Raw genomic sequence first — 20,398 nt, 5'->3', positions numbered from 1 at the left:
TTCGGTCATCCATAGTGGGTGCCGCACAAAGGCGGCGGATGTGCCGCGGAACCGCAGGGGCTCCGTGACAACCCGGCCGACTGTACAGATCCCGGGGACCGGGGTCAACTTCCGCTCTGGCCCGAGGCGAGTTCGCGGCTGCGGTCGCGGGCGGCCTCCAGGGCCGCGATGAGGGCGGCGCGGACACCGTGGGTCTCCAGCTCCCGGATGGCGCTGATGGTGGTCCCACCCGGTGAGGTGACGGCCTCGCGGAGCCTGACCGGGTGCTCGTTGGTGTCCCGGAGCATCACCGATGCCCCGATCGCGGCCTGCACGATCAGGTCGTGCGCCTTGTCCCTCGGCAGGCCCAGCAGGATGCCGGCGTCCGTCATCGCCTCGACGAGGTAGTAGAAGTACGCCGGGCCCGACCCGGACAGGGCGGTCGCCGCGTCCTGCTGGGACTCCGGAAGCCGCAGCGTCTTGCCGACCCCGTTGAAGATCTCCTCGGTGTGCAGCAGGTCGTCCTCGGTGGCGTGGGCGCCCCCGGAGATCACCGACATCGCCTCGTCCACCAGGGCGGGGGTGTTGGGCATGACGCGCACCACCGGGGTGCCCGGGGTGAGCCGCTGCTCCAGGAAGGCCGTGGGGATACCGGCCGCCGCGCTGATCACCAGCCGGTCGGCGGGCGTGTGCGGGGCGAGTTCGGTCAGCAGTGCCTCCATGTCCTGGGGCTTCACCGTGAGGATCAGGGTGTCGGCGGTCTTCGCGGCCTCCGCGTTGCTGACCGCCCGGACACCGTGCCGGGTCCGCAACGCTTCGGCGCGCTCGGGCCTGCGGGCGGTGACGAGCAGGTCCCCCGGGGACCGGCCGGCGCGGAGCATCCCGCCGAGCAGCGCTTCGCCGATCTTGCCTGCGCCGAGGACGGCGATCTTCTGGGTGGTCATGGAAACGGCTCACCTTGTCCGTGCGTAAGGGCAGTGCTGACAGCCTGCCGCCATCCTCGCACCAGGGGTGCGCGCGGAGACCGGGCGTCCGGCAGGCGGTCAGCGGCACCCGGGGTGAAGAGACGCGGCAGGGGGCGCGCCGAGCGGGCGCGCCCCCTGCCGGAGAGCCCGGTGCGGGATGCCTCCCGCCGGTCAGCGGACGATCGCCTGGACCTCCTGCACGGTCATGTCCTGGGTGCTGCCGTAGACCCCGTCGGGCAGGTCACCGCCGCCGCCGTCGGAGCCCGACCAGCTGACCTCCCAGGTCACCGTGGCCCGCATCGGGTAGGGGGAACGGCCGGTGGTGGCGCGCAGGTACCGCATCCCGCACGGCGGCGTGTCCTCCGCCCGGGGGGAGGAGTAGGGCGTGCCGATGGTGCCGTCGCCGTTGACCGGGCAGGTGCCGGAGGCCGGGTAGACACGGGCGTCGCCGGTGCCCGGCTCGATACCGAGTCCGGTGGGCGTGGCGGTGGTGGTGGCCGAGAGGTTCCAGCCCGCCAGGGACGCGGTGACCGAGACCGGACCGAAGGTGGCGCCGTCCAGCCAGGCCCAGGTGTCCAGGTTGACGGTCTGCACGTCGACCGGGCTCAGCTCGACCTCGGTGTCCGGCACCCTCAGCGCCTGGTAGGCCATCTCGGACAGCATCCGCGTGGTGATCACCCCCGGCATGGCGGGCGGGGCGTCCCCGAAGTCGACCCAGAACGGTGGCTCGTTGCAGGCCAGACGGCCTTCGAGGTCGGGGTGGGACATGTTCATGTGGCCGCGCCACCACATGCCCTCCCCCTCCTTCCTCAGGTTGTGATCCTCGTACTCGCTGGCCTTGCCGTAGGTCTCCTCGTGCCACCGGACGGCCTCGCCCTTGCCGGAGTGCAGCGGCGTGTTGTTCTTGTAGTCCTCGAACTGCGCCTTGAACTCGGACGGTGTGTGGGTCGGCGCGTAGTAGCAGGCCGGCGGGGACCAGCTCGTGGAGGTGGGGGTCAGTGAGCCGCCGCCTCCCGAGGACCCCCCGGACTGGCTGATGCTCACCTGAGCGAACACCTCCTGACCCTGCGAGCCGCCCTCGGAGCCGGTGGTGCCCCGGTCGGCGTGCGCGACGCCGGCCGTCATGGCGGAGAGCAGCGCGGCCGTCACCAGGACGGTGCCCGCCCTCCGGTGGCTGCGGGGGCCGGTCAGCAGGGCCCGTCGCGCTCTTCGGATATCACCCGTGTGGTTGTCCATACCCCGTTGTCCTTCAGCTCGAGTTGCGTGCTGTAGGCGTAGTGCCCGCTGCTGTCGCCGCTGGGCTCGCGCTTCTCACCGGTCTCCCGGTGGATGCCCTGGATCTCCGTCTCGTCCACGCAGTAGGACACGGTGGCCTCCGTGTCCCCGTTGAGCGTGACCTCGCGCTGGTAGTAGCGGACGGTGCCGGTGAAGCTGAAGCCCTTGTCGACCGCCGGCCCGAGCCACTCGACGGCGGAGCGCAGCGCCTCGCCCTCCGAGTAGAAGCCGAGAGCGGGCCGTTCGAGGTCCCCGCTGGTGAGGGCCTCGTCGAGGGAGGCGATCCGGCGTTCGTGGTCGGCCAGGACCGCCCGCTCCACCGGGTCGTCGGTCGCGGCCTCCTCGAAGACGTTCTCCACGTCCTCCGGGAGGCGGATCTCCGGGCGGTCGATGCCGTCGTCCGGGTCGTCCTCGGCGTCCGGCGCCTCATCGCCCGGGGCCGGGCTGCCGCTGTTCACTCCGGCGACCGGCTCCTTCGCGTCCCCGTCGCCCGCGCAGCCGGCCAGCAGCACGGCGGCGGTCACCGCGGCAGCGGCGGCGGCGAGCGGTGTCCGGCGGCGTCGCACAGCAGACTCCCGTGTCGGTAGCGGGCCTTGGGCTCCCTCACAGATTACGGAGCGAGCCCGGCCGCCGACACAGCAGACCGCCGACTGTTACGGATCCCGCACACACCGCACGACGGGCGACGGCGAGGACGGGCCGCGGCGACGGGTCAGCGGTCACGCCGTCGGCGGGCCGGGTTGCGGGAGCGCTTGGAGTTCAGCCGGCGGTGGCTCTCCAGCGCGGTCTCGTAGTCGCGCCGCAGAAGCTTCTCCCCCGGTGCCTCCAGGGCACTGCGCAGCCCGTAGGCGAGGAGGACGCCGATGAAGCCGACCAGCAGGATGCTGCGGAAGCCCGGGTCCTCCGTGCGCCGGTCGTGCGAGCGGTTCCACATCAGCCACATCCGCGTGAAGGCCATCGCCGAGGACAGGGCGATGGCCAGGACGACGAGGATGCGCAGCCAGCCCGCGGTGCCGCTGAGCAGCAGGCCGTCGTGCACGGAGCGCAGGACCAGGGCGCCCAGTGCGGCGAGCAGCACGGCGCCCAGGCCCAGCAGGAACCGCCGCAGGTGGTACATGCGGGAGTGGTCCACCCAGCTGGTGCCGTAGAAGCGGATGGGCTCCGGGCGCGGCTCGTCGTCGGCCGGGCCGGGGGCGGTCTGTGGATCCCTGCTCATGGCGGCAAATGTAACCGGGCCGGCCCCGGTGCCGGACGGGTGGTGCGGAACCGGGACCGGACGGATATCCGGCCGCTGTCAGCCGAGCCTGCCGATGTCGCGGACGGCGCCCTTGTCCGCGCTGGTGGCCATGGCGGCGTAGGCGCGCAGCGCCTGGGAGACGTGGCGCTCGCGGTCCACGGGGGCGTAGCGGCCGCCGAGCGCCTCGCGGCGGGCCGCCAGCTCGGCGTCGGGGACCTTCAGCTCGATCGTCCGGGCGGGGATGTCGATGCTGATCGGGTCGCCGTCGCGGACCAGGGCGATGGTGCCGCCGGCCGCCGCCTCCGGGGAGACATGGCCGATGGACAGGCCGGAGGTGCCGCCGGAGAACCGGCCGTCGGTGATGAGCGCGCACTTGGCACCCAGGCCGCGGCCCTTGAGGAACGCCGTCGGGTAGAGCATCTCCTGCATGCCGGGGCCGCCCTTGGGGCCCTCGTAGCGCACGACGACGACGTCTCCCTCGGTGACCCGCTTGGCGAGGATCGCCTCCACCGCGGCCTCCTGGGACTCCACGACGACGGCGGGGCCGGTGAAGGTCCAGATGGACTCGTCCACGCCGGCCGTCTTCACCACGCAGCCGTCCTCGGCGAGGTTGCCGTGGAGGACGGCGAGTCCGCCGTCGGCGGAGTAGGCGTGCTCCGCGTCGCGGATGCAGCCGCCGGCGGCGTCGGTGTCCAGGGTGTCCCAGCGCTCGGACTGGGAGAAGGCGGTGGCCGAGCGCACACAGCCGGGTGCCGCGTAGAACATCTCCACCGCTTCGGGGGAGGGCGAGCCGCCGCGGATGTCCCACTGCTTGAGCCACTCGCCGAGGGAGTCGGCGTGCACGGCGTGGACGTCCTCGTGCAGGTGGCCGGCGCGCTGGAGCTCACCGAGGATCGCGGCGATGCCGCCGGCACGGTGCACGTCCTCCATGTGGTAGTCGCCGTTGGGCGCGACCTTGCACAGGCACGGGACGCGGCGGGAGACGGCGTCGATGTCCGCCATGCCGAAGTCGAGCTCGGCCTCCTGGGCGGCGGCCAGCAGGTGCAGGACGGTGTTGGTGGAGCCGCCCATGGCGACGTCCAGCGCCATGGCGTTCTCGAAGGCGGCGCGGGAGGCGACGGCGCGCGGCAGGACCGTGGCGTCGTCCTGCTCGTAGTACCGCCGGGTGATGTCCACGACGGTGCGGCCCGCCGCCTCGTACAGTTCACGGCGGGCGGTGTGGGTGGCGAGCACCGAGCCGTTGCCGGGGAGGGCCAGCCCGAGGGCCTCCACCAGGCAGTTCATGGAGTTGGCGGTGAACATGCCGGAGCAGGAGCCGCAGGTCGGGCAGGCGGCCTCCTCGATCCGGGCCAGGTCCTCGTCGCTGATGTCGTCGGAGACGGCGCCGGACATGGCGTGCACCAGGTCGAGGTTGGAACGGACCGTGCCGTCGACCAGGGTGGTCTTGCCCGCCTCCATCGGCCCGCCGGAGATGAAGACGGTGGGGATGTTCAGGCGCAGCGCGGCCATCAGCATGCCGGGCGTGATCTTGTCGCAGTTGGAGATACAGATCAGGGCGTCGGCACAGTGCGCCTCGGTCATGTACTCCACGGAGTCCGCGATGAGGTCGCGGGAGGGCAGCGAGTAGAGCATGCCGCCGTGGCCCATGGCGATGCCGTCGTCCACGGCGATGGTGTTGAACTCACGCGGAATGCCGCCGGCCGCCTTCACCGCCTCCGAGACGATCCGCCCGACCGGCTGGAGGTGGGTGTGGCCGGGAACGAACTCGGTGAAGCTGTTCGCCACGGCGATGATCGGCTTGCCGAAGTCCTCGCGCTCTACGCCTGCGGCCCGCAGAAGGGCGCGGGCGCCCGCCATGTTGCGGCCGTGGGTGACGGTACGGGACCTCAGTGTCGCCATGATTCTCTCCCTGCGGGGGTGTGCGGCTACACCTCGTAGGCTACGCCCCGGGACCGGTCCGTGGGACGCGCCGACCGGATCGCGAGACGCGTGCGCCGGGGTGCGCGCCCCCGCGCCGGGCGGCCCGGACGGGTGCCGGCTGGGTGCCGGACGGGTGTCAGTCCGGGTCGGCGGGGTGCGGGGCGAGCAGCGGCAGCGGCGTGGCCCCCGGCGGCACGGCGGCCGTGGCCGCGAGCCGGGTCGCGCACAGGCCGGCCAGCCGGTCGTAGCCCCCGGGGCCCATCAGCTCGGTCAGTTCCGCCCGGTAGGTGAGGTACAGCGGCTCGCCCGCGCCGTGTGCGGACGGCGCTCCGGTGCACCACCAGTTGAGGTCGTGGCCGCCGGGGCCCCAGCCGCGCCGGTCGTACTCGCCGATGGTGACCTGCAGCACCTGGCGGCCGTCGGGCAGTTCGGTCCACTCGTAGGTGCGCCGCACGGGGAGCTGCCAGCAGACGTCGGGCTTGGTCTCCAGGGGCTCGCGGCCCTCCGCGAGAGCCAGGGTGTGCAGGGCGCAGCCCTCACCGGCCGGGAATCCCGGCCGGTTGAGGAAGATGCAGGCGCCGTCCACCCGGCGGGTCTGCCGTTCGCCGTCCTCGTCCTCCCGCACCCAGCCGGCTTCACCGCGGCCCTCGGCGTGGTACTGCCAGGTCTGCGGGGTGAGCCGCTCCACGTGCCGGGCGACCCTGCGTTCGTCGTCCTCGTCGGAGAAGTGCGCCCCCAGCGTGCAGCAGCCGTCGGCGGCGCGTCCGGCCTCGATGCCCTGGCAGCCCTGCCCGAAGACGCAGGACCACCGGGAGGTGAGCCAGGTCAGGTCGCAGCGGAACACCTGCTCGGGGTCCGCGGGGTCGGGAAACTCGACCCAGGCCCGCGGATGGTCCAGTGCGACCTCGTCCCCGGCGGCGCGACGCCGTGCGCCGTCCATGCCTTTGCCCGCCTTCGCCCTCTTCGTCGTCACCACCCCGCAAGGGTAGAGCGGCGGGTAGCGTGGACGCCCATGAGACTCGGTGTTCTCGATGTCGGATCGAACACGGTCCACCTGCTGGTGGTTGACGCGCATCCCGGTGCCCGGCCGCTGCCGGCGTACTCGCACAAGGCCGAGCTGCGCCTCGCGGAGCTGCTCGACGGCTCCGGTGCGATCACCGGCGACGGTGTGGCGCGGCTGGTGGCGACGGTCCGCGAGGCACTGCACGTGGCGGAGGACCGCGGGGTGGCGGAGCTCCTGCCGTTCGCCACCTCGGCGGTCCGCGACGCGAGCAACGGCGACGAGGTACTGGCGCGGGTCCTGGAGGAAACCGGGGTGGAGCTGCGGGTGCTGTCCGGCGAGGACGAGGCGCGGCTGACGTTTCTCGCGGCCCGCCGCTGGCTGGGCTGGTCGGCGGGACGGCTGCTGGTGCTGGACATCGGCGGCGGCTCGCTGGAGATAGCGCTGGGCGGCGACGAGACGCCCTCGGTGGCCGTGTCGCTGCCGCTGGGCGCCGGGCGGCTGACGGCATCCCGGCTGCCGGGCGACCCGCCCGACCCCGCCGATGTCCGGGCGCTGCGCCGGGATGTGCGGACCGACATCGCGCAGATCGTCGGGGACTTCTCGCGGGTGGGCGAGCCGGACCGGGTGGTGGCCACCTCCAAGACGTTCAAGCAGCTGGCCCGGCTGACCGGTGCCGCCCGGTCCTCCGAGGGGCTGTACGTGCGCCGTGAGCTGGGCCGCGCGGACCTGCGGGCCTGGGTGCCGAAGCTGGCCACGATGCCGGAGGCGGAGCGCAGGCAGTTGCCGGGCGTCTCCGAGGGGCGGGCCCGGCAGCTGCTGGCCGGCGCGGTGGTGGCCGAGGCGGCGATGGATCTGTTCGGGATCGAGGAACTGGAGATCTGTCCCTGGGCGCTGCGCGAGGGCGTGATCCTGCGACAGCTGGACACGCTGCGCTGATCCAAGCCTCCGCCCCTCCGGGGGCGGGCGGGTCAGGGGGTGCGGCGGCGGAGCGTCGCCGCTCCCAGGATCAGCACCAGCAGCGCGCTGCCGGAGACGACGGCGATGTCCCGGAGCAGGTCTCCGGTGATGCCGGGGTTCTCCAGGACCTCGTTCATGGCGTCCACGGCGTAGGACATCGGCAGCACGTCGGAGGCGTACTCCAGCGCCGGGTGCATGGCGGCGCGCGGGGCGAACAGTCCGCACAGCAGCAGCTGGGGGAAGATCACCGCCGGCATGAACTGGACGGCCTGGAACTCGGTGGCGGCGAACGCGGACACGAACAGCCCCAGGGCGGTGCCCAGCAGCGCGTCCAGCAGGGCGATGAGCAGCAGCAGCCAGGGCGAACCGGCGAAGGTGAGGTCGAGCAGCCAGATCGCCGCCCCGGTGGCCAGGGCGGCCTGGGCGACGGCGAGGACGCCGAAGGCCAGTGCGTAGCCCATGACCAGGTCGGCCTTGCCCAGCGGCATCGCCAGCAGGCGTTCCAGCGTTCCGGAGGTGCGCTCGCGCAGGGTCGCGATGGAGGTCACCAGGAACATGGTGATCATCGGGAAGATGCCCAGCAGCGAGGCTCCGACGGAGTCGAAGGTCTCCGGCGAGGAGTCGAAGACGTAACGCAGCAGGATCAGCAGCAGGACCGGCACCAGGAGCAGCAGCGCGATGGTGCGGCGGTCGTGCCGGAGCTGGCGCAGGACGCGCCGCGCGGTGGCGAGGGTGCGGGCGGTGTTCACGGGCGGGTCCCCCCGTCCTCCGGGGCGTTCTCCGGGCCGTTGTCCCGCCGGTCTGCCTCCACCAGGTGGAGGAACGCCTCCTCGATGGTGGCGGTGCCGGTGCGCTCGCGCAGCCGGTCCGGGGTGTCGTCGGCGAGGATGCGGCCGGCGCGCATCAGCAGCAGGCGCCGGCAGCGGTCGGCCTCGTCCATGACGTGCGAGGAGATCAGCAGGGTGGTGCCGCGCTCGGCTGCCAGCCGGTGGAAGAGGTCCCACAGATCGCGCCGGAGCACCGGGTCGAGTCCGACGGTCGGTTCGTCCAGTACCAGCAGCTCGGGGGTGCCGAGCAGGGCGACGGCGAGGGAGACGCGGGAGAGCTGGCCACCGGAGAGGGTGCCGGCCAGGGCGTCGGCGTGCGAGGCGAGGTCGACGTCCGCCAGCACGGCGCCGACCCGGCCGGGCCGCGCGGTCCGGGCGATCCCGAGCACGGAGGCGAAGTAGTCGAGGTTCTGGCGGACGGTCAGGTCGGTGTAGACGGACGGGGCCTGTGTGACGTAGCCGATGCGGGACCTGAGCGCCGCGCTGCCGGCCGGCCTGCCGAGGACGGTCAGGGTGCCGGTGACCTTGTCCTGGGCGCCCACCAGGGCCCTCATCAGCGTCGTCTTGCCGCATCCGGAGGGGCCGAGCAGGCCGGTGACGCTGCCGCGCCGCACGGCGAAGCCGATGTCGCGCAGGACCTGCCGGCCGCCGCGTTCCACACCGAGCCCGGCCGCCCGCACGGCGGGCCCGGGGCCGTCGGGAGATTTATTCATCATGCGATGAATAATCGCCGGACGCGGGCAGGCCGTCAAGCCCCGGCGGGGCCCGCCCCGCAGTGCGTGGGGGCCGAGCCGCTCGCCTGCGAAGATCGCCGTGCGACCGCTTAGGCTTGGCGCCGTGGCACATCAGGTACGGGTCCCCGGCGCGAAGGTCGCGCTGTCGACCGCCTCGGTCTATCCGGAGAACACCGAGGCGGCCTTCGCCATGGCCGGCCGGCTGGGCTACGACGGGGTCGAGGTCATGGTCTGGGCCGACCCGGTGAGCCAGGACCTGGAGGCGCTACGACGGCTCTCGGACCGGTACGAGGTGCCGATCCTGGCGGTGCACGCCCCGTGTCTGCTGATCACCCAGCGGGTGTGGTCCACCGACCCGTGGCAGAAGCTGCGCCGCGCCCGGGCCGCCGCCGAGCGTCTGGGGGCCTCCACCGTCGTGGTCCATCCGCCGCTGCGCTGGCAGCGCGGCTACGCGCGGGACTTCGTCAAGGGGATCTGGCGGATGGCCGAGGAGACCGATGTCCGGTTCGCGGTCGAGAACATGTACCCCTGGCGCTACCGCGACCGGGAGCTGAAGGCCTACGCGCCCGGCTGGGACCCCACCGAGGAGGACTTCCGGCACTTCACGCTCGACCTCTCGCACGCCGCGACCTCCCGCACCGACACCCTGGCGATGGCCGCGCGGATGGGCGACCGGCTCGGCCACGTGCACATCGCCGACGGCTCGGGATCCGGTAAGGACGAACACCTGGTGCCGGGCCGCGGCGGCCAGCCCTGTGCCGAACTGCTGGAGCAGCTGGCCGTGAGCGGCTTCGACGGGCACGTCGTCGTCGAGGTGAACACCCGGCGGGCGTCCTCCTCGGCGCAGCGGGAGGCGGACCTCGCCGAGGCGCTCGCCTTCACCCGGCTGCATCTGGCCGCACCGGCCCCGCCGCCCGGGCCGGGCCGCTGATGGAGTCACCGGCGCCGTCCCGCCGGGGCCGCGGCCGGCCGCCGCGGAGCGCCGCGGACGCCGCCGCCCCGGGCGCCCGGGACCGCATCCTGGAAGCCGCGCGCGCCGAGTTCGCCGCGCGGGGCTACGAGAAGACCTCGGTGCGGGCCGTCGCCCGCGCCGCCGGGGTGGACGCCGCCCTGGTGCACCACTACTTCGGCACCAAGGAGGAGGTGTTCGCCGCCGCGGTGGCGCCCGCCGGAGACCCGGCGGTCCGCGGCATCGCCGAGGTCCCGCTGGAGGGCACCGCGGACCTCGGCGAGCGGGTGACCCGCTTCTTCTTCGGCATCTGGGAGAACCCGGCGACCCGCGAGCCGCTGCTGGCCGTGCTCCGCTCGGCCGTGACGAACGAGACCGCCGCCCGGATCTTCCGCGGCTTCATCCGCGACCGCATGATGGCCCGCCTGGCGGGCGTCCTGGACGGCCCGGACCGTGAACTCCGGGTGCAACTGGCCGCCTCCCAGCTCGTCGGCACCGCCATGCTGCGCTACGTCCTGCGGATGGAACCCGCGGCGAGCGCCGGCACCGACGAGATCGTGCGCCGGCTGGCGCCGGTCGTCCAGCACCACCTCACCGGCCCCGCCGGGCAGCCGGAGCCCGCGGACAGGGCCGGCCGGGCGCAGCCGGGCGCTCAGGGACCGTCCGGCGGGGGATCCTCCGGGTCCGGGCTCTCCGGGGGTACCGACGGCTCCGGCTCGGCCGGCTCGGCCGGCTCGGCCCCCCGGCCCTCCACCGTGATCACCGAACCGGACGGATCGACGTAGATCCGGCCCTGCCAGGAGCCCGGCGGTTCCCGGTCGCGGTCGACCGTCACCAGCACGGTGGCCGTCTCGCCCGGCCGCAGGGTGCCCGAGGTGCGGCTCAGCCGCAGCCACCCGGTCTCGGTGGCGGCCGTCCAGTGCACCGGCGCGCCGCCGGAGGCGGTCAGCGTGATCCGGGTGCCGTCCTCGGTGGACACCGCCTCGACGGTCAGCCTGCCCGGCCCGGCGGGCCGCTGCGCGTCGCCCGACGGGCCGTCCGGCGTGGCCTCCGGCGGCTCGCCGGGCCGCTCCTCGTCCTCCTCGGCCGGGCCGTCCGCGAGCCCGGGCGGGACGCCGGGCCCGGAGCCCTCACCGGCCGGGCCGGAGGGTCCGTCCGGCTGCCGCCCGGCCCGGCCGGCGTTCTCGTACAGCGAGCCGTCCGCGGCGGGCCCGTCCTCCTCGGCCACCGGGGCGACGGCACCGCCCGGCTCCCCCACCGGCGGCGCGCCGCGGTAGGCGGCCCACAGGGCCAGCGCCGGAGCGGCCAGCACGGCCGCCACCACCGTGGTGGTCACCGCCCGGCTGCGCAGCCTGCGACGACGCTCCGCGCGCGCCCGCTCCTCCACCGGAAACCCGGTGCGGTCGAAGCGCGGGAGATGCTGCGCGCGGGCCCGCAGCACCGCCAGCCGCGCCGCGTCCACCGCCTCCCGCGGCGCCGGCAGCACGGTGAGCCGGGCGGCCGGCAGCGGCCCCGTTCCCGGCTCGGGGCGCCGCACCGCCCGGCCGCACACCGCGCACTCCTCGACATGCCGCACCAGCTCGCGGCGCATCCCCGGCGCGAGCAGCAGCACCGCCTCACCGCCGGCGAGCGCCGAGACCGACCGGCAGCCCCCGGCGGCCACCACCGCCAGGGCCGCCCTGGTCCGTTCGACCTCCCGGGCCCCGCGCGCCAGGACCGACCGGGCCGCCGCCTCCGGCAGCCTCAGCACCTCGGCCACCTCCCGCGGCGGGAGCCGGTGGCGGACGGCCAGCTCCAGCGCCTCCCGCTCGCGCGGCGTGGTGCCCGCCGCCTCCGGCCAGGCCAGCGCGGCCAGCTCCCGCCGCCGGCGCACCGCGTCCGGCCCCGCGGCGCGCGGAACGCCCGGCGCCTGCCCGGGGCCCGCGCCGGGGCCGTGCTGCTCGGTGAGCCGGCGCATGCAGGCCCAGCGGGCGAGCGCGTAGAGCCAGGGGCGCCACAGCGCCGGCTCGGGCGGGCGCCGGCCGCGCTCGTGCCGTCGCTCGGCCACCGCCAGCGCCTCCCCCAGCGCCGCGATGGCGGAGGGGTGCTCGCACATGACGGACAGGCAGTACGTGAACAGCCCGTCCAGGCTGGCGTCGTCCCAGGCGGCCGGGCGCACGGTGGTGCCCGCCGGCCGGCCCTGCCGGTGCAGCCCTTCGCCACCGCGCGTCCGGATGCGTTCGCGGGGGCGGGTCGATCGGTCGGTGCTGCTGGTCATCACCCGCCGACGGTAGGCTCCCGCCGGCACATTCCGGTGCCCGAGGAGCCGGATTCCCACCATCGGGTGAACATCGGGGCCCGTCCGTCCGGGCAGGTGCGCGAACGGCTGTCGGCGGTCGGCGCTAGCGTTCGTGCATGGCCCGTAGAACCGACCGCCCGTCCTACCGCTGCACCGAGTGCGGCTGGTCCACCGCGAAATGGCTGGGCAGATGCCCCGAGTGCCAGGCCTGGGGGACCGTGGAGGAGGTGGGGGGCACGCCCGCCGTCCGGACCACGGCCGCCTCGCGAGTGGTCTCCCCGGCACGGCCGATCGGCGAGGTGGACGGACACCGGGCGACGGCCCGGGGCACCGGCGTTCCCGAGCTGGACCGGGTGCTGGGCGGCGGGCTCGTCCCCGGCGCCGTGGTGCTGCTGGCCGGCGAGCCCGGGGTCGGCAAGTCGACGCTGCTGCTGGACGTCGCGGCCAAGGCCGCCTCGGCCGAGCGGCCCACCCTCTACGTCACCGGCGAGGAGTCGGCCGGGCAGGTCCGGCTGCGCGCCGACCGGATCGGTGCCATCGCCGACCACCTCTACCTCGCCGCCGAGACCGACCTGTCGGCCGTGCTCGGCCAGCTCGACCAGGTCAAGCCCGCCCTGCTCGTGCTGGACTCCGTGCAGACGGTCGCCTCTCCCGCGATCGACGGCGCGCCCGGCGGCATGGCCCAGGTCCGGGAGGTGGCCGGGGCCCTGATCCGCGCCTCCAAGGACCGCGGCATGTCCACCCTGCTGGTCGGCCACGTCACCAAGGACGGCGCCATCGCCGGGCCGCGGCTGCTGGAGCACCTGGTGGACGTGGTCCTGCACTTCGAGGGCGACCGGCACGCCCGGCTGCGCCTGGTGCGCGGGGTGAAGAACCGCTACGGCACGACGGACGAGGTGGGCTGCTTCGAGCTGCACGACGAGGGCATCACCTCGCTCGCGGATCCCTCCGGGCTGTTCCTCACCCGGCGCGCCGAGCCCGTGCCGGGAACCTGTCTGACCGTGACGCTGGAGGGGCGTCGGCCGCTGGTGGCCGAGGTCCAGTCGCTGACGGTGGACAGCCAAATCCCCTCCCCGCGGCGGACCACCTCGGGCCTGGAGACCTCCCGGGTCTCCATGATGCTGGCCGTGCTGGAGCAGCGCGGGCAGATCACCGCGCTGGGGAAGAACGACATCTACACCGCCACCGTCGGCGGGGTGAAGCTGTCCGAGCCCGCCGCGGACCTGGCCGTCGCCCTGGCGCTGGCCAGCGCGGCCAGTGACACCCCGCTGCCGAAGAACCTGGTGGCGATCGGGGAGGTCGGGCTGGCGGGCGAGGTGCGGCGGGTGACCGGCGTGCAGCGGCGGCTGTCCGAGGCGGCCCGGCTGGGCTTCACCCACGCGCTGGTGCCGGCGGATTCGGGCGAGGCCCCGGCCGGGATGCGGGTGCGGGAGGTGGCGGACATCGGAGAGGCCCTGGCGGTGCTTCCCTCCCGGCCCCGCAGGGCGCGTGCGCCCGAGCCGCGGCAGGAGACCGGCGAACCGGAGAAGATGCGCCGGTAGACTCGTGCGAACGCACCGCAGAATCATCCACCGGAGGAGTGCATGGCAGCCAGCGACCGGCCGGGGAATCCCGGCAGGGCCGGGGGTGGCTCCGGAACGGACGGCCTGTTGCGCGCCTCCCTGAGCGCCATCGCCCCGGGCACCCAGCTCCGCGACGGCCTGGAGCGCGTCCTGCGGGGGAACACCGGCGGGCTGATCGTCCTCGGCGTGGACCGCGGCGTCGAAGCGCTGTGCAGCGGCGGCTTCGTCCTCGACGTGGAGTTCACGGCGACCCGGCTGCGCGAGCTGTGCAAGCTCGACGGCGCGGTCCTCGTCGACCGGGACATCACCAAGATCGTGCGCGCGGGCGTCCAGCTCGTGCCGGACGCGGACATCCCCACCGAGGAGACCGGCACCCGGCACCGCACCGCGCAGCGCGTCTCCATCCAGACCGGCTTCCCGGTGGTGTCGGTCAGCCAGTCGATGCGCCTGATCGCCCTCTACGTGGACGGCCAGCGGCGCGTGCTGGAGGACTCCGGCGCGATTCTGTCCCGCGCCAACCAGGCGCTGGCCACCCTGGAGCGGTACAAGCTGCGCCTGGACGAGGTCGCCGGCACGCTGTCCGCGCTGGAGATCGAGGACCTGGTCACCGTCCGGGACGTGGCCGCGGTCGCCCAGCGCCTGGAGATGGTGCGGCGGATCGCCGCGGAGATCGCCGAGTACGTGGTGGAGCTGGGCACCGACGGGCGGCTGCTGTCGCTCCAGCTCGACGAGCTCATCGCCGGCGTGGAGCCCGAACGGCAGCTGATCGCCAGGGACTACATCCCCGAGCCGGGCGGCAAGCGGTCGAAGAAGGTCGGCACGGCGCTGTCCGAGCTGGACCGGCTGACCCACAGCGAGCTGCTGGATCTCGCCATGGTCGCCCGCGCCCTGGGGTACGCCGCCACGCCCGAGGCGCTGGACAGTGCGGTGTCGCCGCGGGGCTTCCGGCTGCTGGCCAAGGTGCCGCGCCTGCCCGGCACGGTGATCGACCGTCTGGTGGATCACTTCGGCGGGCTGCAGAAGCTGCTGGCCGCGAGCGTCAACGACCTGCAGGCGGTCGACGGCGTCGGCGAGACCCGGGCCCGCTCCGTCCGCGAAGGGCTCTCCCGCCTGGCGGAGTCGTCCATCCTCGAGCGCTACGTCTGACGCTCCCCCGGCGCAGGTTCCCTCCTCTTCCCGCGCACCCGGCAGCGGCCGTCAAGCGGCATATCACGGAAGCATTTCGGCTGCCCGTCCGGGCCTTTCCCTCCCGGCGGCCGGGGCAGCGTGTGCCGCCCGGTGAGATCGGCCCGCCGGTGGACGGGCAACCGGCGCAGTCGGGACACCGACGAGAGGAGAGCGACGTGAGCCGGTCCAACATAGCCGCCGGCCTGGCCGGCGCCCCGGCCGGTGCTGCTGAGCGTGTTCCCGGGCTCCAGCAGCCTGACGCTGCCGGTCCGGCCGGCCGGTGCCCCCGGGATCGGCCGGCCGGGCGTTCGGCGAGCCCGAGGGGGCGCCACCGCTGTCCGTGACGCAGGTGCGGCCTCCGGAGCAGCGGTGGACGGTCTCCCGGGATCTCGTCGGGTACAACTCGGCGCTGGAGATCGTGAAGGACGGCGGGACGGTGCGCCACGACGCCATCGGCCTGGAGGTGGGGCGCCGGGCCTTCGAGCGGTACGACTCGGTGGCCGACGACTTCACCTCGGTGCGCGGCGAGTCGACGTGGACGATGCGGTTCTCGCGCGGCGACTGGGACGTCCGGACGGTGACCAGCACCGTTCTGCGGTCGACGGAGACGGAGTTCCAGCTGCACGCGACGCTCGACGGCTGCGAGGGTGAGCGGCGGGTGTTCTCCCGCAACTGGCAGGAGAGCTTTCCCCGCGACCAGCTGCAGGGGCCGGCCCGCCCCGTCAGCAGCCGCCGGCCGGCGCGGAGCCCCCGGAACCGACGGTGAGGGGGGCGCAGCAGCCGCCGCCCGCCTCCTCCTCGGCCTCGGGCTCGTCGAAGACCCCCGAGCCGCCGCAGACGCCGGTCTCGGGCAGGGTGAGTTCGACGCGGGCGGCGGCCTCGTCGTCGCCGGCGAGGGCGGCGGCGACGGAGCGGACCTGTTCGTAGCCGGTCATGGCCAGGAAGGTGGGGGCCCGGCCGTAGCTCTTCATGCCCACCAGGTAGACGTCCTGTTCGGGGTGGGCGAGTTCGCGGGCGCCGTGCGGGTAGACCGTGCCGCAGGAGTGGACGTTGGGGTCGATCAGGGGTGCCAGGCCGACGGGGGCCTGCAGGCGCTCGTCGAGGGCGAGCCGGAGTTCGGAGAGGAAGGACAGGTCGGGGCGCAGTCCGGTGAGGGCGATGACCTCGTCGACGGGCTCCAGGCGGCGGCCGTCCTCGCCGGTCAGGACCAGGTGGTCGCCGGCCGGCTCCACGGCCGCGGTGCGGAAGCCGGTGACGGCCTCGGCGTGGCCGTCCTCGACGGCCGCGCGGGCGCGCAGGCCGAGGGCGCCGCGGGCGGGAAGCTGGTCGGCCTCGCCGCCGCCGAAGGTGTCGGCGTCGATGCCGCGGCGCAGGATCCACACGGCACGGGTGCCGGGGGCCTCCCGGGCGAGGTCGGCGAGCTGGGCCAGGGCGGTGAAGGCGGAGGCGCCGGAGCCGGCCACGGCCACCCGCTTGCCGGCGTACCGGGCGCGGACGGCGGGGTCGGTGAGGTCGGGGATGCGGTGGCTGATGCGGTCGGCGGCAGCGCGTTCGCCGGGGGCGGGCAGGCCGTCGCCGCCGAGCGGACCGGGAGTGGACCAGGTGCCGGAGGCGTCGATGACCGCGCGGGCCTCCAGGCGCTGCTCGGTGCCGTCGGCCGTCCGCACGTGGACGGTGAACGGCTGGTCCTCCCGGCCGGCGTCGACCACGCGGTCCCGTCCGGCCCGGGAGACTCCGGTGACGCGGGTGGAGAAGCGGACCCGGTCGCCCAGGGCCTCGGCCAGGGGCTGGAGGTAGTGCTCGGCCCAGTCGGCGCCGGAGGGGTAGGCGTTACCGTCCGGCCGCTGCCGGCCGGCGCCCGCGAGCAGCTTCTCGGCGGCCGGGTCGATCACTTCGTCCCAGCGGGAGAACAGCCGCACGTGTCCCCATGCGCGGACGGAGGTGCCGGCCGTGGGCCCTGCTTCCAGGACCAGCGGGGTGAGCCCGCGCTCCAGGAGGCGGGCGGCGGCGGCCAGGCCGACCGGGCCGGCTCCGATGACGACGACGGGAAGCTCCGGGGTGGGTTCGGACACGGCGACGGCCTCTCTGTTTCGACAACTGTCTATCTGGTACTCACGCCAGCATGGCCGCTGATTCGACAGACGTCAACATAGACAAGGGTCGATTTCACAGACCGGCCGCGGCCACTGCGCCCCGGACGTGCGCGGCCAGCGCGGAGACGACGTGCTCCGCGTCACGGGCCACCCCGCGCAGGGTGTTGGAGGAGAACGAGCGCTGGAACTCCAGCCCCAGGTACACCAGACCGGGACGCGTGGTGGACACTCCCCCGTCGTGCCGGGGACTGCCGTCCGGACGCAGAGCGCCGAGCCCGCTCAGATACCCCACGGCAGGGCGGTAGCCGGTGGCCCAGATCACCGCGTCGATCCGCTCCCGGGAGCCGTCGGCCCACACCACGCCCCGCTCCTCGAGAGCGGTGAACACCGGGCGCCGGTCCAGCCGGCCCGAGGCCAGGGCGCGCGCGTACCGGCCGGTGTCCAGCACGAGGGCACCGTCCACGAAGCGGGTGAGCCAGGCGGCGGGCAGCCGGTCGAAGCCGGTGACCCTCAGCCAGTGATGCAGATCCCGGCCGGCGCGCCGCTGCGGGAGGAAGCGCACCGGCTCCCGGGTGGCCAAGGTGACGGTGGCCACCGAGGCCAGCTCGTGGGCGACCTGCACGGCGGAGTTGCCGGCCCCCACGACCACGACGCGCTGCCCCGCGTACGGCGCCGGGTGCCGGTAGTCGGCCACATGCAGCGACCGCCCGGCAAACCCCTCGCTCCCGGCGACCTGAGGCAGGTGCGGGTTCGAGAAGGAGCCCGTGGCCGCGACGACCCCGGCGGCCGGCAGGCAGCGCCCGTCCGCCGTGCGGACGAGGAAGCCGGCACCGTCCGCGGTCACCGACTCGACCCGGGCACCGGTGCGGATCTCCACCCCGAGATCCGCGGCGAAGCGCTGGAGATAGGCGGTCACCTCGTCCCGCCGGGGGTAGTGGTCCGGGTCCCCGGGGAACGGCACGCCGGCCAGCGCGCTGAACCGGGCCGGGGAGAAAAGGGTGAGGCTGTCGTAATAGTGCGGCCAGGATCCGGCGGGCCGGTCCCCGGCCTCCAGGACGACGGGCCGCAGCCCGGCGTCGCGGACCGCCCGCGCGGCGGCGAGCCCGGACTGGCCGCCGCCGATCACGGCGACGGGTGCGCTGGAGTTGTTCATGACCGCGATCATATCGCCATTTCGCGATATGCCAATATGTTGGGCTCCGGGGGCGGCACGCGGGGTGACTAGGATGGCGACCGGGAGGTGACGTCACACTGTGTCCGGACAGCCGGCCGGGCTGAGCACGGCCGCCCACGAGTTTCTGAAGGCGCTGGCCAGCCCCACCCGCCAGCGCATCATGCTGCTGTTCGCCCACGGCGCCGAGCTGTCCGTCGGCGAGGTCGCCGAGCGCGCCGGCATCGGGCAGTCCACCGCCTCCGAGCAGCTCAACCTGCTGCGCCGGGGCGGGATCGTGACCTCCCGCCGGGACGGCAGGACCGTGCTCTACCGCAGCGACCGCGAGTCGGCCGCCGCCGCGCTCGGGGACCTCCAGGCCTACCTGCGCGACTGCTGCTGACCCGCCGCGGGGCGGCCGGGCCGTGCCCTCAGTCCTTCTCCAGCCGGAACGAGGTCTGCGCGGGCGGGAAGCCGGACAGCTCCGCCTGCGCCAGGTAGGTGCCCGGCTCGGCGGAGGGACCCGCCGGACCGTCGCAGTCCTCGGGGCTGTGCCGCCGGTCCCAGGTCAGGGTGTGCACGGCCGTGCCCTCGGCCGGCACCCTGGCCGGCAGCGACGCGGGGCCCTTGGGGCATGCCGCGGAGGACCACACCGGCTCGTCGTCGCTGTCGGACAGCTCGACGGTCAGCGCCCGGTGGCCGAAGTCCGTCTTGCAGGCCGAGGCGCCGGAGTTCCGCAGCGTCACCCGCAACTGCGGCTTCTCTCCCGGCGCGTAGGCGTTCTCGGCCGGACGGACCGAGACGGTGACGTCCGACGCCCGGCAGTCCGGCAGCCCCGCCACGGCCGCCGCGCCGACCTGGCTTCCGCCGCTGCCGCCCGCGTCGTCCCCGTCGCCGCTGCCGGCGTCCTCCCCGTCCTCGCCTCCGGCCTCTCCCCCGCCGTCCGCACCCGGCCCGGCGTCGGCGGCGTCCTCGCCGTCGCCGTCCTCGTCGTTCTCCTCGCGCCCGCCGGGGCGTTCGTCGATGAGCGACTCGTCCGCGCTGGGCCCGGGGGTGATGGAGGTGGCGGGACCTCCCGCGCCGTCGTCCTTCCCGGCGGACCCGGACCCGCCGTCCGAACCGGCACGCAGCGCCCAGACCACCAGCGCCACGAGCAACCCGATCAGCAGCAGCAGAACCACCCTCCGCCGCCAGTAGATGGAGGAGGGAAGCGGCCCGACCGGAGTGCGCAGAGATCCCACGCGCAAACCTTACGAGACATGAGCCATCCCACCGGCCGTACCCGCCGGACGGGCCGCACCATTTTCGTATCAACCACACCCGTCCGCGCGGCGCGGGCCGTTTCGTCCCGCGCCACGGGCGTGCCAGGATCGTTTCTGCCATGACTGCGACGAGTACCTCCGCCCCAGAAGCCGACCCTGCCTCCCTGCACGCCGGCGTCATCGAGTGGTTCGACGATCACGCCCGCGACCTTCCCTGGCGCCGTCCCGAGGCCGGGGCCTGGGGGGTCATGGTCAGCGAGTTCATGCTCCAACAGACCCCCGTCAACCGCGTGATCCCGGTGTACGAGCAGTGGCTCGCGCGCTGGCCGCGCCCCGCCGACCTGGCCACCGAGTCGCCGGGCGAGGCCGTGCGCGCCTGGGGCCGGCTCGGCTATCCGCGCCGCGCCCTGCGGCTGCACGGCGCGGCGACGGCCATAGCGGAACGGCACGGCGGTGACGTGCCGAAGACCCATCAGCAGCTGCTGGCGCTGCCGGGGGTGGGCGAGTACACGGCCGCGGCCGTCGCCTCCTTCGCCTACGGCCAGCGGCACGCGGTGCTGGACACCAACGTGCGCCGGGTCTTCGCCCGCGCCGTCACCGGCACCCAGTACCCGCCCAACGCCACCACCGCCGCCGAGCGGAGGCTGGCCCGGACACTGCTGCCTGAGGGCGAGAGGACCGCCGCGCGCTGGGCCGCCGCCACCATGGAGCTCGGTGCGCTGGTGTGCACCGCGCGCAGTCCGGAGTGCGGCCGGTGCCCGATCGCCCGGCTGTGCGCCTGGCGGCAGGCCGGCTCACCCGCCCACGAGGGCCCCGCGCGGCGCGTGCAGACCTACGCGGGAACGGACCGTCAGGTCCGGGGCAAGCTGCTGGGTGTGCTGCGCGAAGCGGTGGAGCCGGTGCCGCAGGCCGTGCTGGACCAGGTGTGGCACGAGCCCGAGCAGCGGGCCCGCGCCCTGCGGGGCCTGCTGATGGACGGCCTCGCCGAACGGCTCCCGGACGGCCGCTACCGCCTCCCCGGCGCCTGACACCCCGGCCCG

At 74.5% G+C, this 20,398-nt stretch carries 18 protein-coding genes and 2 pseudogenes; 8 read left to right on the top strand and 12 right to left on the bottom strand.

Translation table 11 applies throughout. The features are described 5' to 3' along the window. Window positions 1-104: 104 nt before the first annotated feature. The 6 genes from proC to ABD299_RS19945 form a co-directional block, all read right to left on the bottom strand. Window positions 105-923 carry a pyrroline-5-carboxylate reductase gene (proC, locus tag ABD299_RS19970; RefSeq protein WP_344264418.1) on the bottom strand — a complete coding sequence of 273 codons (819 nt, stop codon included), beginning with the start codon at window positions 921-923 and terminating at the stop codon, window positions 105-107. A 192-nt stretch (window positions 924-1,115) separates the two neighbouring features. After that, a complete protein-coding gene (locus ABD299_RS19965) occupies window positions 1,116-2,180 on the bottom strand; it encodes a hypothetical protein (protein ID WP_344264415.1) in 1,065 nt (354 codons plus the stop codon). Beyond that, window positions 2,132-2,785 carry a hypothetical protein gene (locus tag ABD299_RS19960; protein WP_344264412.1) on the bottom strand — a complete coding sequence of 218 codons (654 nt, stop codon included), beginning with the start codon at window positions 2,783-2,785 and terminating at the stop codon, window positions 2,132-2,134. The genes ABD299_RS19965 and ABD299_RS19960 overlap by 49 nt, the downstream gene beginning before the upstream one ends. Window positions 2,786-2,931: 146 nt before the next feature. After that, on the bottom strand, window positions 2,932-3,435 hold the full coding sequence (locus tag ABD299_RS19955; RefSeq protein ID WP_344264406.1) for a hypothetical protein: 504 nt from the start codon (window positions 3,433-3,435) through the stop codon (window positions 2,932-2,934). A gap of 78 nt (window positions 3,436-3,513) precedes the next feature. Further along, window positions 3,514-5,355, bottom strand: a complete 1,842-nt coding sequence (ilvD, locus tag ABD299_RS19950; protein ID WP_344264403.1) for a dihydroxy-acid dehydratase — start codon at window positions 5,353-5,355, stop codon at window positions 3,514-3,516. 157 nt (window positions 5,356-5,512) lie between these two features. Beyond that, entirely contained in the window at window positions 5,513-6,316 is an 804-nt protein-coding gene (locus ABD299_RS19945; RefSeq protein WP_344264430.1) for a DUF3109 family protein, read from the bottom strand. 72 nt (window positions 6,317-6,388) lie between these two features. On the opposite strand from ABD299_RS19945, the gene ABD299_RS19940 reads away from it, so the two are divergent. Beyond that, the gene (locus ABD299_RS19940) at window positions 6,389-7,315 is read left to right on the top strand and encodes a Ppx/GppA family phosphatase (protein WP_344264400.1); all 927 of its coding nucleotides are present in this window, start codon (window positions 6,389-6,391) and stop codon (window positions 7,313-7,315) included. Window positions 7,316-7,347: 32 nt separating this feature from the next. Here ABD299_RS19940 and ABD299_RS19935 read toward each other — a convergent pair whose 3' ends face one another. Both ABD299_RS19935 and ABD299_RS19930 read right to left on the bottom strand, forming a co-directional pair. Continuing rightward, on the bottom strand, window positions 7,348-8,085 hold the full coding sequence (locus ABD299_RS19935) for an ABC transporter permease (protein WP_344264397.1): 738 nt from the start codon (window positions 8,083-8,085) through the stop codon (window positions 7,348-7,350). Then, entirely contained in the window at window positions 8,082-8,879 is a 798-nt protein-coding gene (locus tag ABD299_RS19930; RefSeq protein WP_344264394.1) for an ABC transporter ATP-binding protein, read from the bottom strand. The genes ABD299_RS19935 and ABD299_RS19930 overlap by 4 nt, the downstream gene beginning before the upstream one ends. Before the next feature lie 121 nt (window positions 8,880-9,000). Between ABD299_RS19930 and ABD299_RS19925 the strand changes: the two genes are divergently transcribed. Continuing rightward, window positions 9,001-9,828, top strand: coding sequence for a sugar phosphate isomerase/epimerase family protein (locus tag ABD299_RS19925; RefSeq protein ID WP_344264391.1), 828 nt, complete (start codon window positions 9,001-9,003; stop codon window positions 9,826-9,828). Continuing rightward, window positions 9,828-10,448 (top strand): annotated as a pseudogene (locus ABD299_RS19920) (TetR/AcrR family transcriptional regulator); the annotation flags it as partial. The gene ABD299_RS19925 and the pseudogene ABD299_RS19920, both read left to right, overlap by 1 nt. 50 nt (window positions 10,449-10,498) lie before the next feature. On the opposite strand, the gene ABD299_RS19915 reads toward ABD299_RS19920, so the two are convergent. Then, window positions 10,499-12,103 (bottom strand): BACON domain-containing protein, encoded by a 1,605-nt coding sequence (locus ABD299_RS19915; RefSeq protein WP_344264427.1) that lies wholly within the window; start codon window positions 12,101-12,103, stop codon window positions 10,499-10,501. 137 nt (window positions 12,104-12,240) lie between these two features. On the opposite strand from ABD299_RS19915, the gene radA reads away from it, so the two are divergent. The 3 genes and pseudogenes from radA to ABD299_RS19900 all read left to right on the top strand — a co-directional run. Beyond that, window positions 12,241-13,665: a DNA repair protein RadA gene (radA, locus tag ABD299_RS19910; protein WP_344264388.1), complete on the top strand. Its 1,425-nt coding sequence runs from the start codon at window positions 12,241-12,243 to the stop codon at window positions 13,663-13,665. Between the two features lie 42 nt (window positions 13,666-13,707). Next, window positions 13,708-14,832 carry a DNA integrity scanning diadenylate cyclase DisA gene (disA, locus tag ABD299_RS19905; RefSeq protein WP_344264385.1) on the top strand — a complete coding sequence of 375 codons (1,125 nt, stop codon included), beginning with the start codon at window positions 13,708-13,710 and terminating at the stop codon, window positions 14,830-14,832. 216 nt (window positions 14,833-15,048) lie between these two features. Beyond that, window positions 15,049-15,550, top strand: a pseudogene (locus tag ABD299_RS19900) (CocE/NonD family hydrolase); the annotation flags it as partial. 25 nt (window positions 15,551-15,575) lie between these two features. Here ABD299_RS19900 and ABD299_RS19895 read toward each other — a convergent pair. Beyond that, entirely contained in the window at window positions 15,576-16,925 is a 1,350-nt protein-coding gene (locus tag ABD299_RS19895; protein WP_344264382.1) for an FAD-dependent oxidoreductase, read from the bottom strand. A 94-nt stretch (window positions 16,926-17,019) separates the two neighbouring features. Then, a complete protein-coding gene (locus ABD299_RS19890; protein ID WP_344264379.1) occupies window positions 17,020-18,099 on the bottom strand; it encodes a flavin-containing monooxygenase in 1,080 nt (359 codons plus the stop codon). 100 nt (window positions 18,100-18,199) lie between these two features. On the opposite strand from ABD299_RS19890, the gene ABD299_RS19885 reads away from it, so the two are divergent. Next, window positions 18,200-18,499 (top strand): ArsR/SmtB family transcription factor, encoded by a 300-nt coding sequence (locus tag ABD299_RS19885; RefSeq protein ID WP_344264376.1) that lies wholly within the window; start codon window positions 18,200-18,202, stop codon window positions 18,497-18,499. A gap of 28 nt (window positions 18,500-18,527) precedes the next feature. Here ABD299_RS19885 and ABD299_RS19880 read toward each other — a convergent pair whose 3' ends face one another. Continuing rightward, the gene (locus ABD299_RS19880; RefSeq protein ID WP_344264373.1) at window positions 18,528-19,337 is read right to left on the bottom strand and encodes a hypothetical protein; all 810 of its coding nucleotides are present in this window, start codon (window positions 19,335-19,337) and stop codon (window positions 18,528-18,530) included. A 140-nt stretch (window positions 19,338-19,477) separates the two neighbouring features. On the opposite strand from ABD299_RS19880, the gene ABD299_RS19875 reads away from it, so the two are divergent. Further along, complete coding sequence (locus tag ABD299_RS19875) at window positions 19,478-20,386, top strand: HhH-GPD family protein (protein WP_344264370.1); 909 nt, start codon at window positions 19,478-19,480, stop codon at window positions 20,384-20,386. The last annotated feature ends 12 nt before the right edge of the window (window positions 20,387-20,398 follow it).

Origin of the sequence: Streptomyces sodiiphilus (assembly GCF_039529215.1) — a bacterium.
Classification (GTDB): domain Bacteria; phylum Actinomycetota; class Actinomycetes; order Streptomycetales; family Streptomycetaceae; genus Streptomyces; species Streptomyces sodiiphilus.
Note: the sequence above shows the minus strand (reverse complement) of the source record. Positions and strands in the feature narration are given on the sequence as shown.

Excerpts from the sequence above, each read along its gene's own strand:
- proC (WP_344264418.1), bottom strand. The coding sequence starts at position 923 with ATGACCACCCAGAAGATCGCCGTCCTCGGCGCAGGCAAGATCGGCGAA.
- ABD299_RS19965 (WP_344264415.1), bottom strand. The coding sequence starts at position 2,180 with ATGGACAACCACACGGGTGATATCCGAAGAGCGCGACGGGCCCTGCTG.
- ABD299_RS19955 (WP_344264406.1), bottom strand. The coding sequence starts at position 3,435 with ATGAGCAGGGATCCACAGACCGCCCCCGGCCCGGCCGACGACGAGCCG.
- ilvD (WP_344264403.1), bottom strand. The coding sequence starts at position 5,355 with ATGGCGACACTGAGGTCCCGTACCGTCACCCACGGCCGCAACATGGCG.
- ABD299_RS19945 (WP_344264430.1), bottom strand. The coding sequence starts at position 6,316 with ATGGACGGCGCACGGCGTCGCGCCGCCGGGGACGAGGTCGCACTGGAC.
- ABD299_RS19940 (WP_344264400.1), top strand. The coding sequence starts at position 6,389 with ATGAGACTCGGTGTTCTCGATGTCGGATCGAACACGGTCCACCTGCTG.
- ABD299_RS19930 (WP_344264394.1), bottom strand. The coding sequence starts at position 8,879 with ATGATGAATAAATCTCCCGACGGCCCCGGGCCCGCCGTGCGGGCGGCC.
- ABD299_RS19915 (WP_344264427.1), bottom strand. The coding sequence starts at position 12,103 with ATGACCAGCAGCACCGACCGATCGACCCGCCCCCGCGAACGCATCCGG.
- radA (WP_344264388.1), top strand. The coding sequence starts at position 12,241 with ATGGCCCGTAGAACCGACCGCCCGTCCTACCGCTGCACCGAGTGCGGC.
- disA (WP_344264385.1), top strand. The coding sequence starts at position 13,708 with ATGGCAGCCAGCGACCGGCCGGGGAATCCCGGCAGGGCCGGGGGTGGC.
- ABD299_RS19890 (WP_344264379.1), bottom strand. The coding sequence starts at position 18,099 with ATGAACAACTCCAGCGCACCCGTCGCCGTGATCGGCGGCGGCCAGTCC.
- ABD299_RS19875 (WP_344264370.1), top strand. The coding sequence starts at position 19,478 with ATGACTGCGACGAGTACCTCCGCCCCAGAAGCCGACCCTGCCTCCCTG.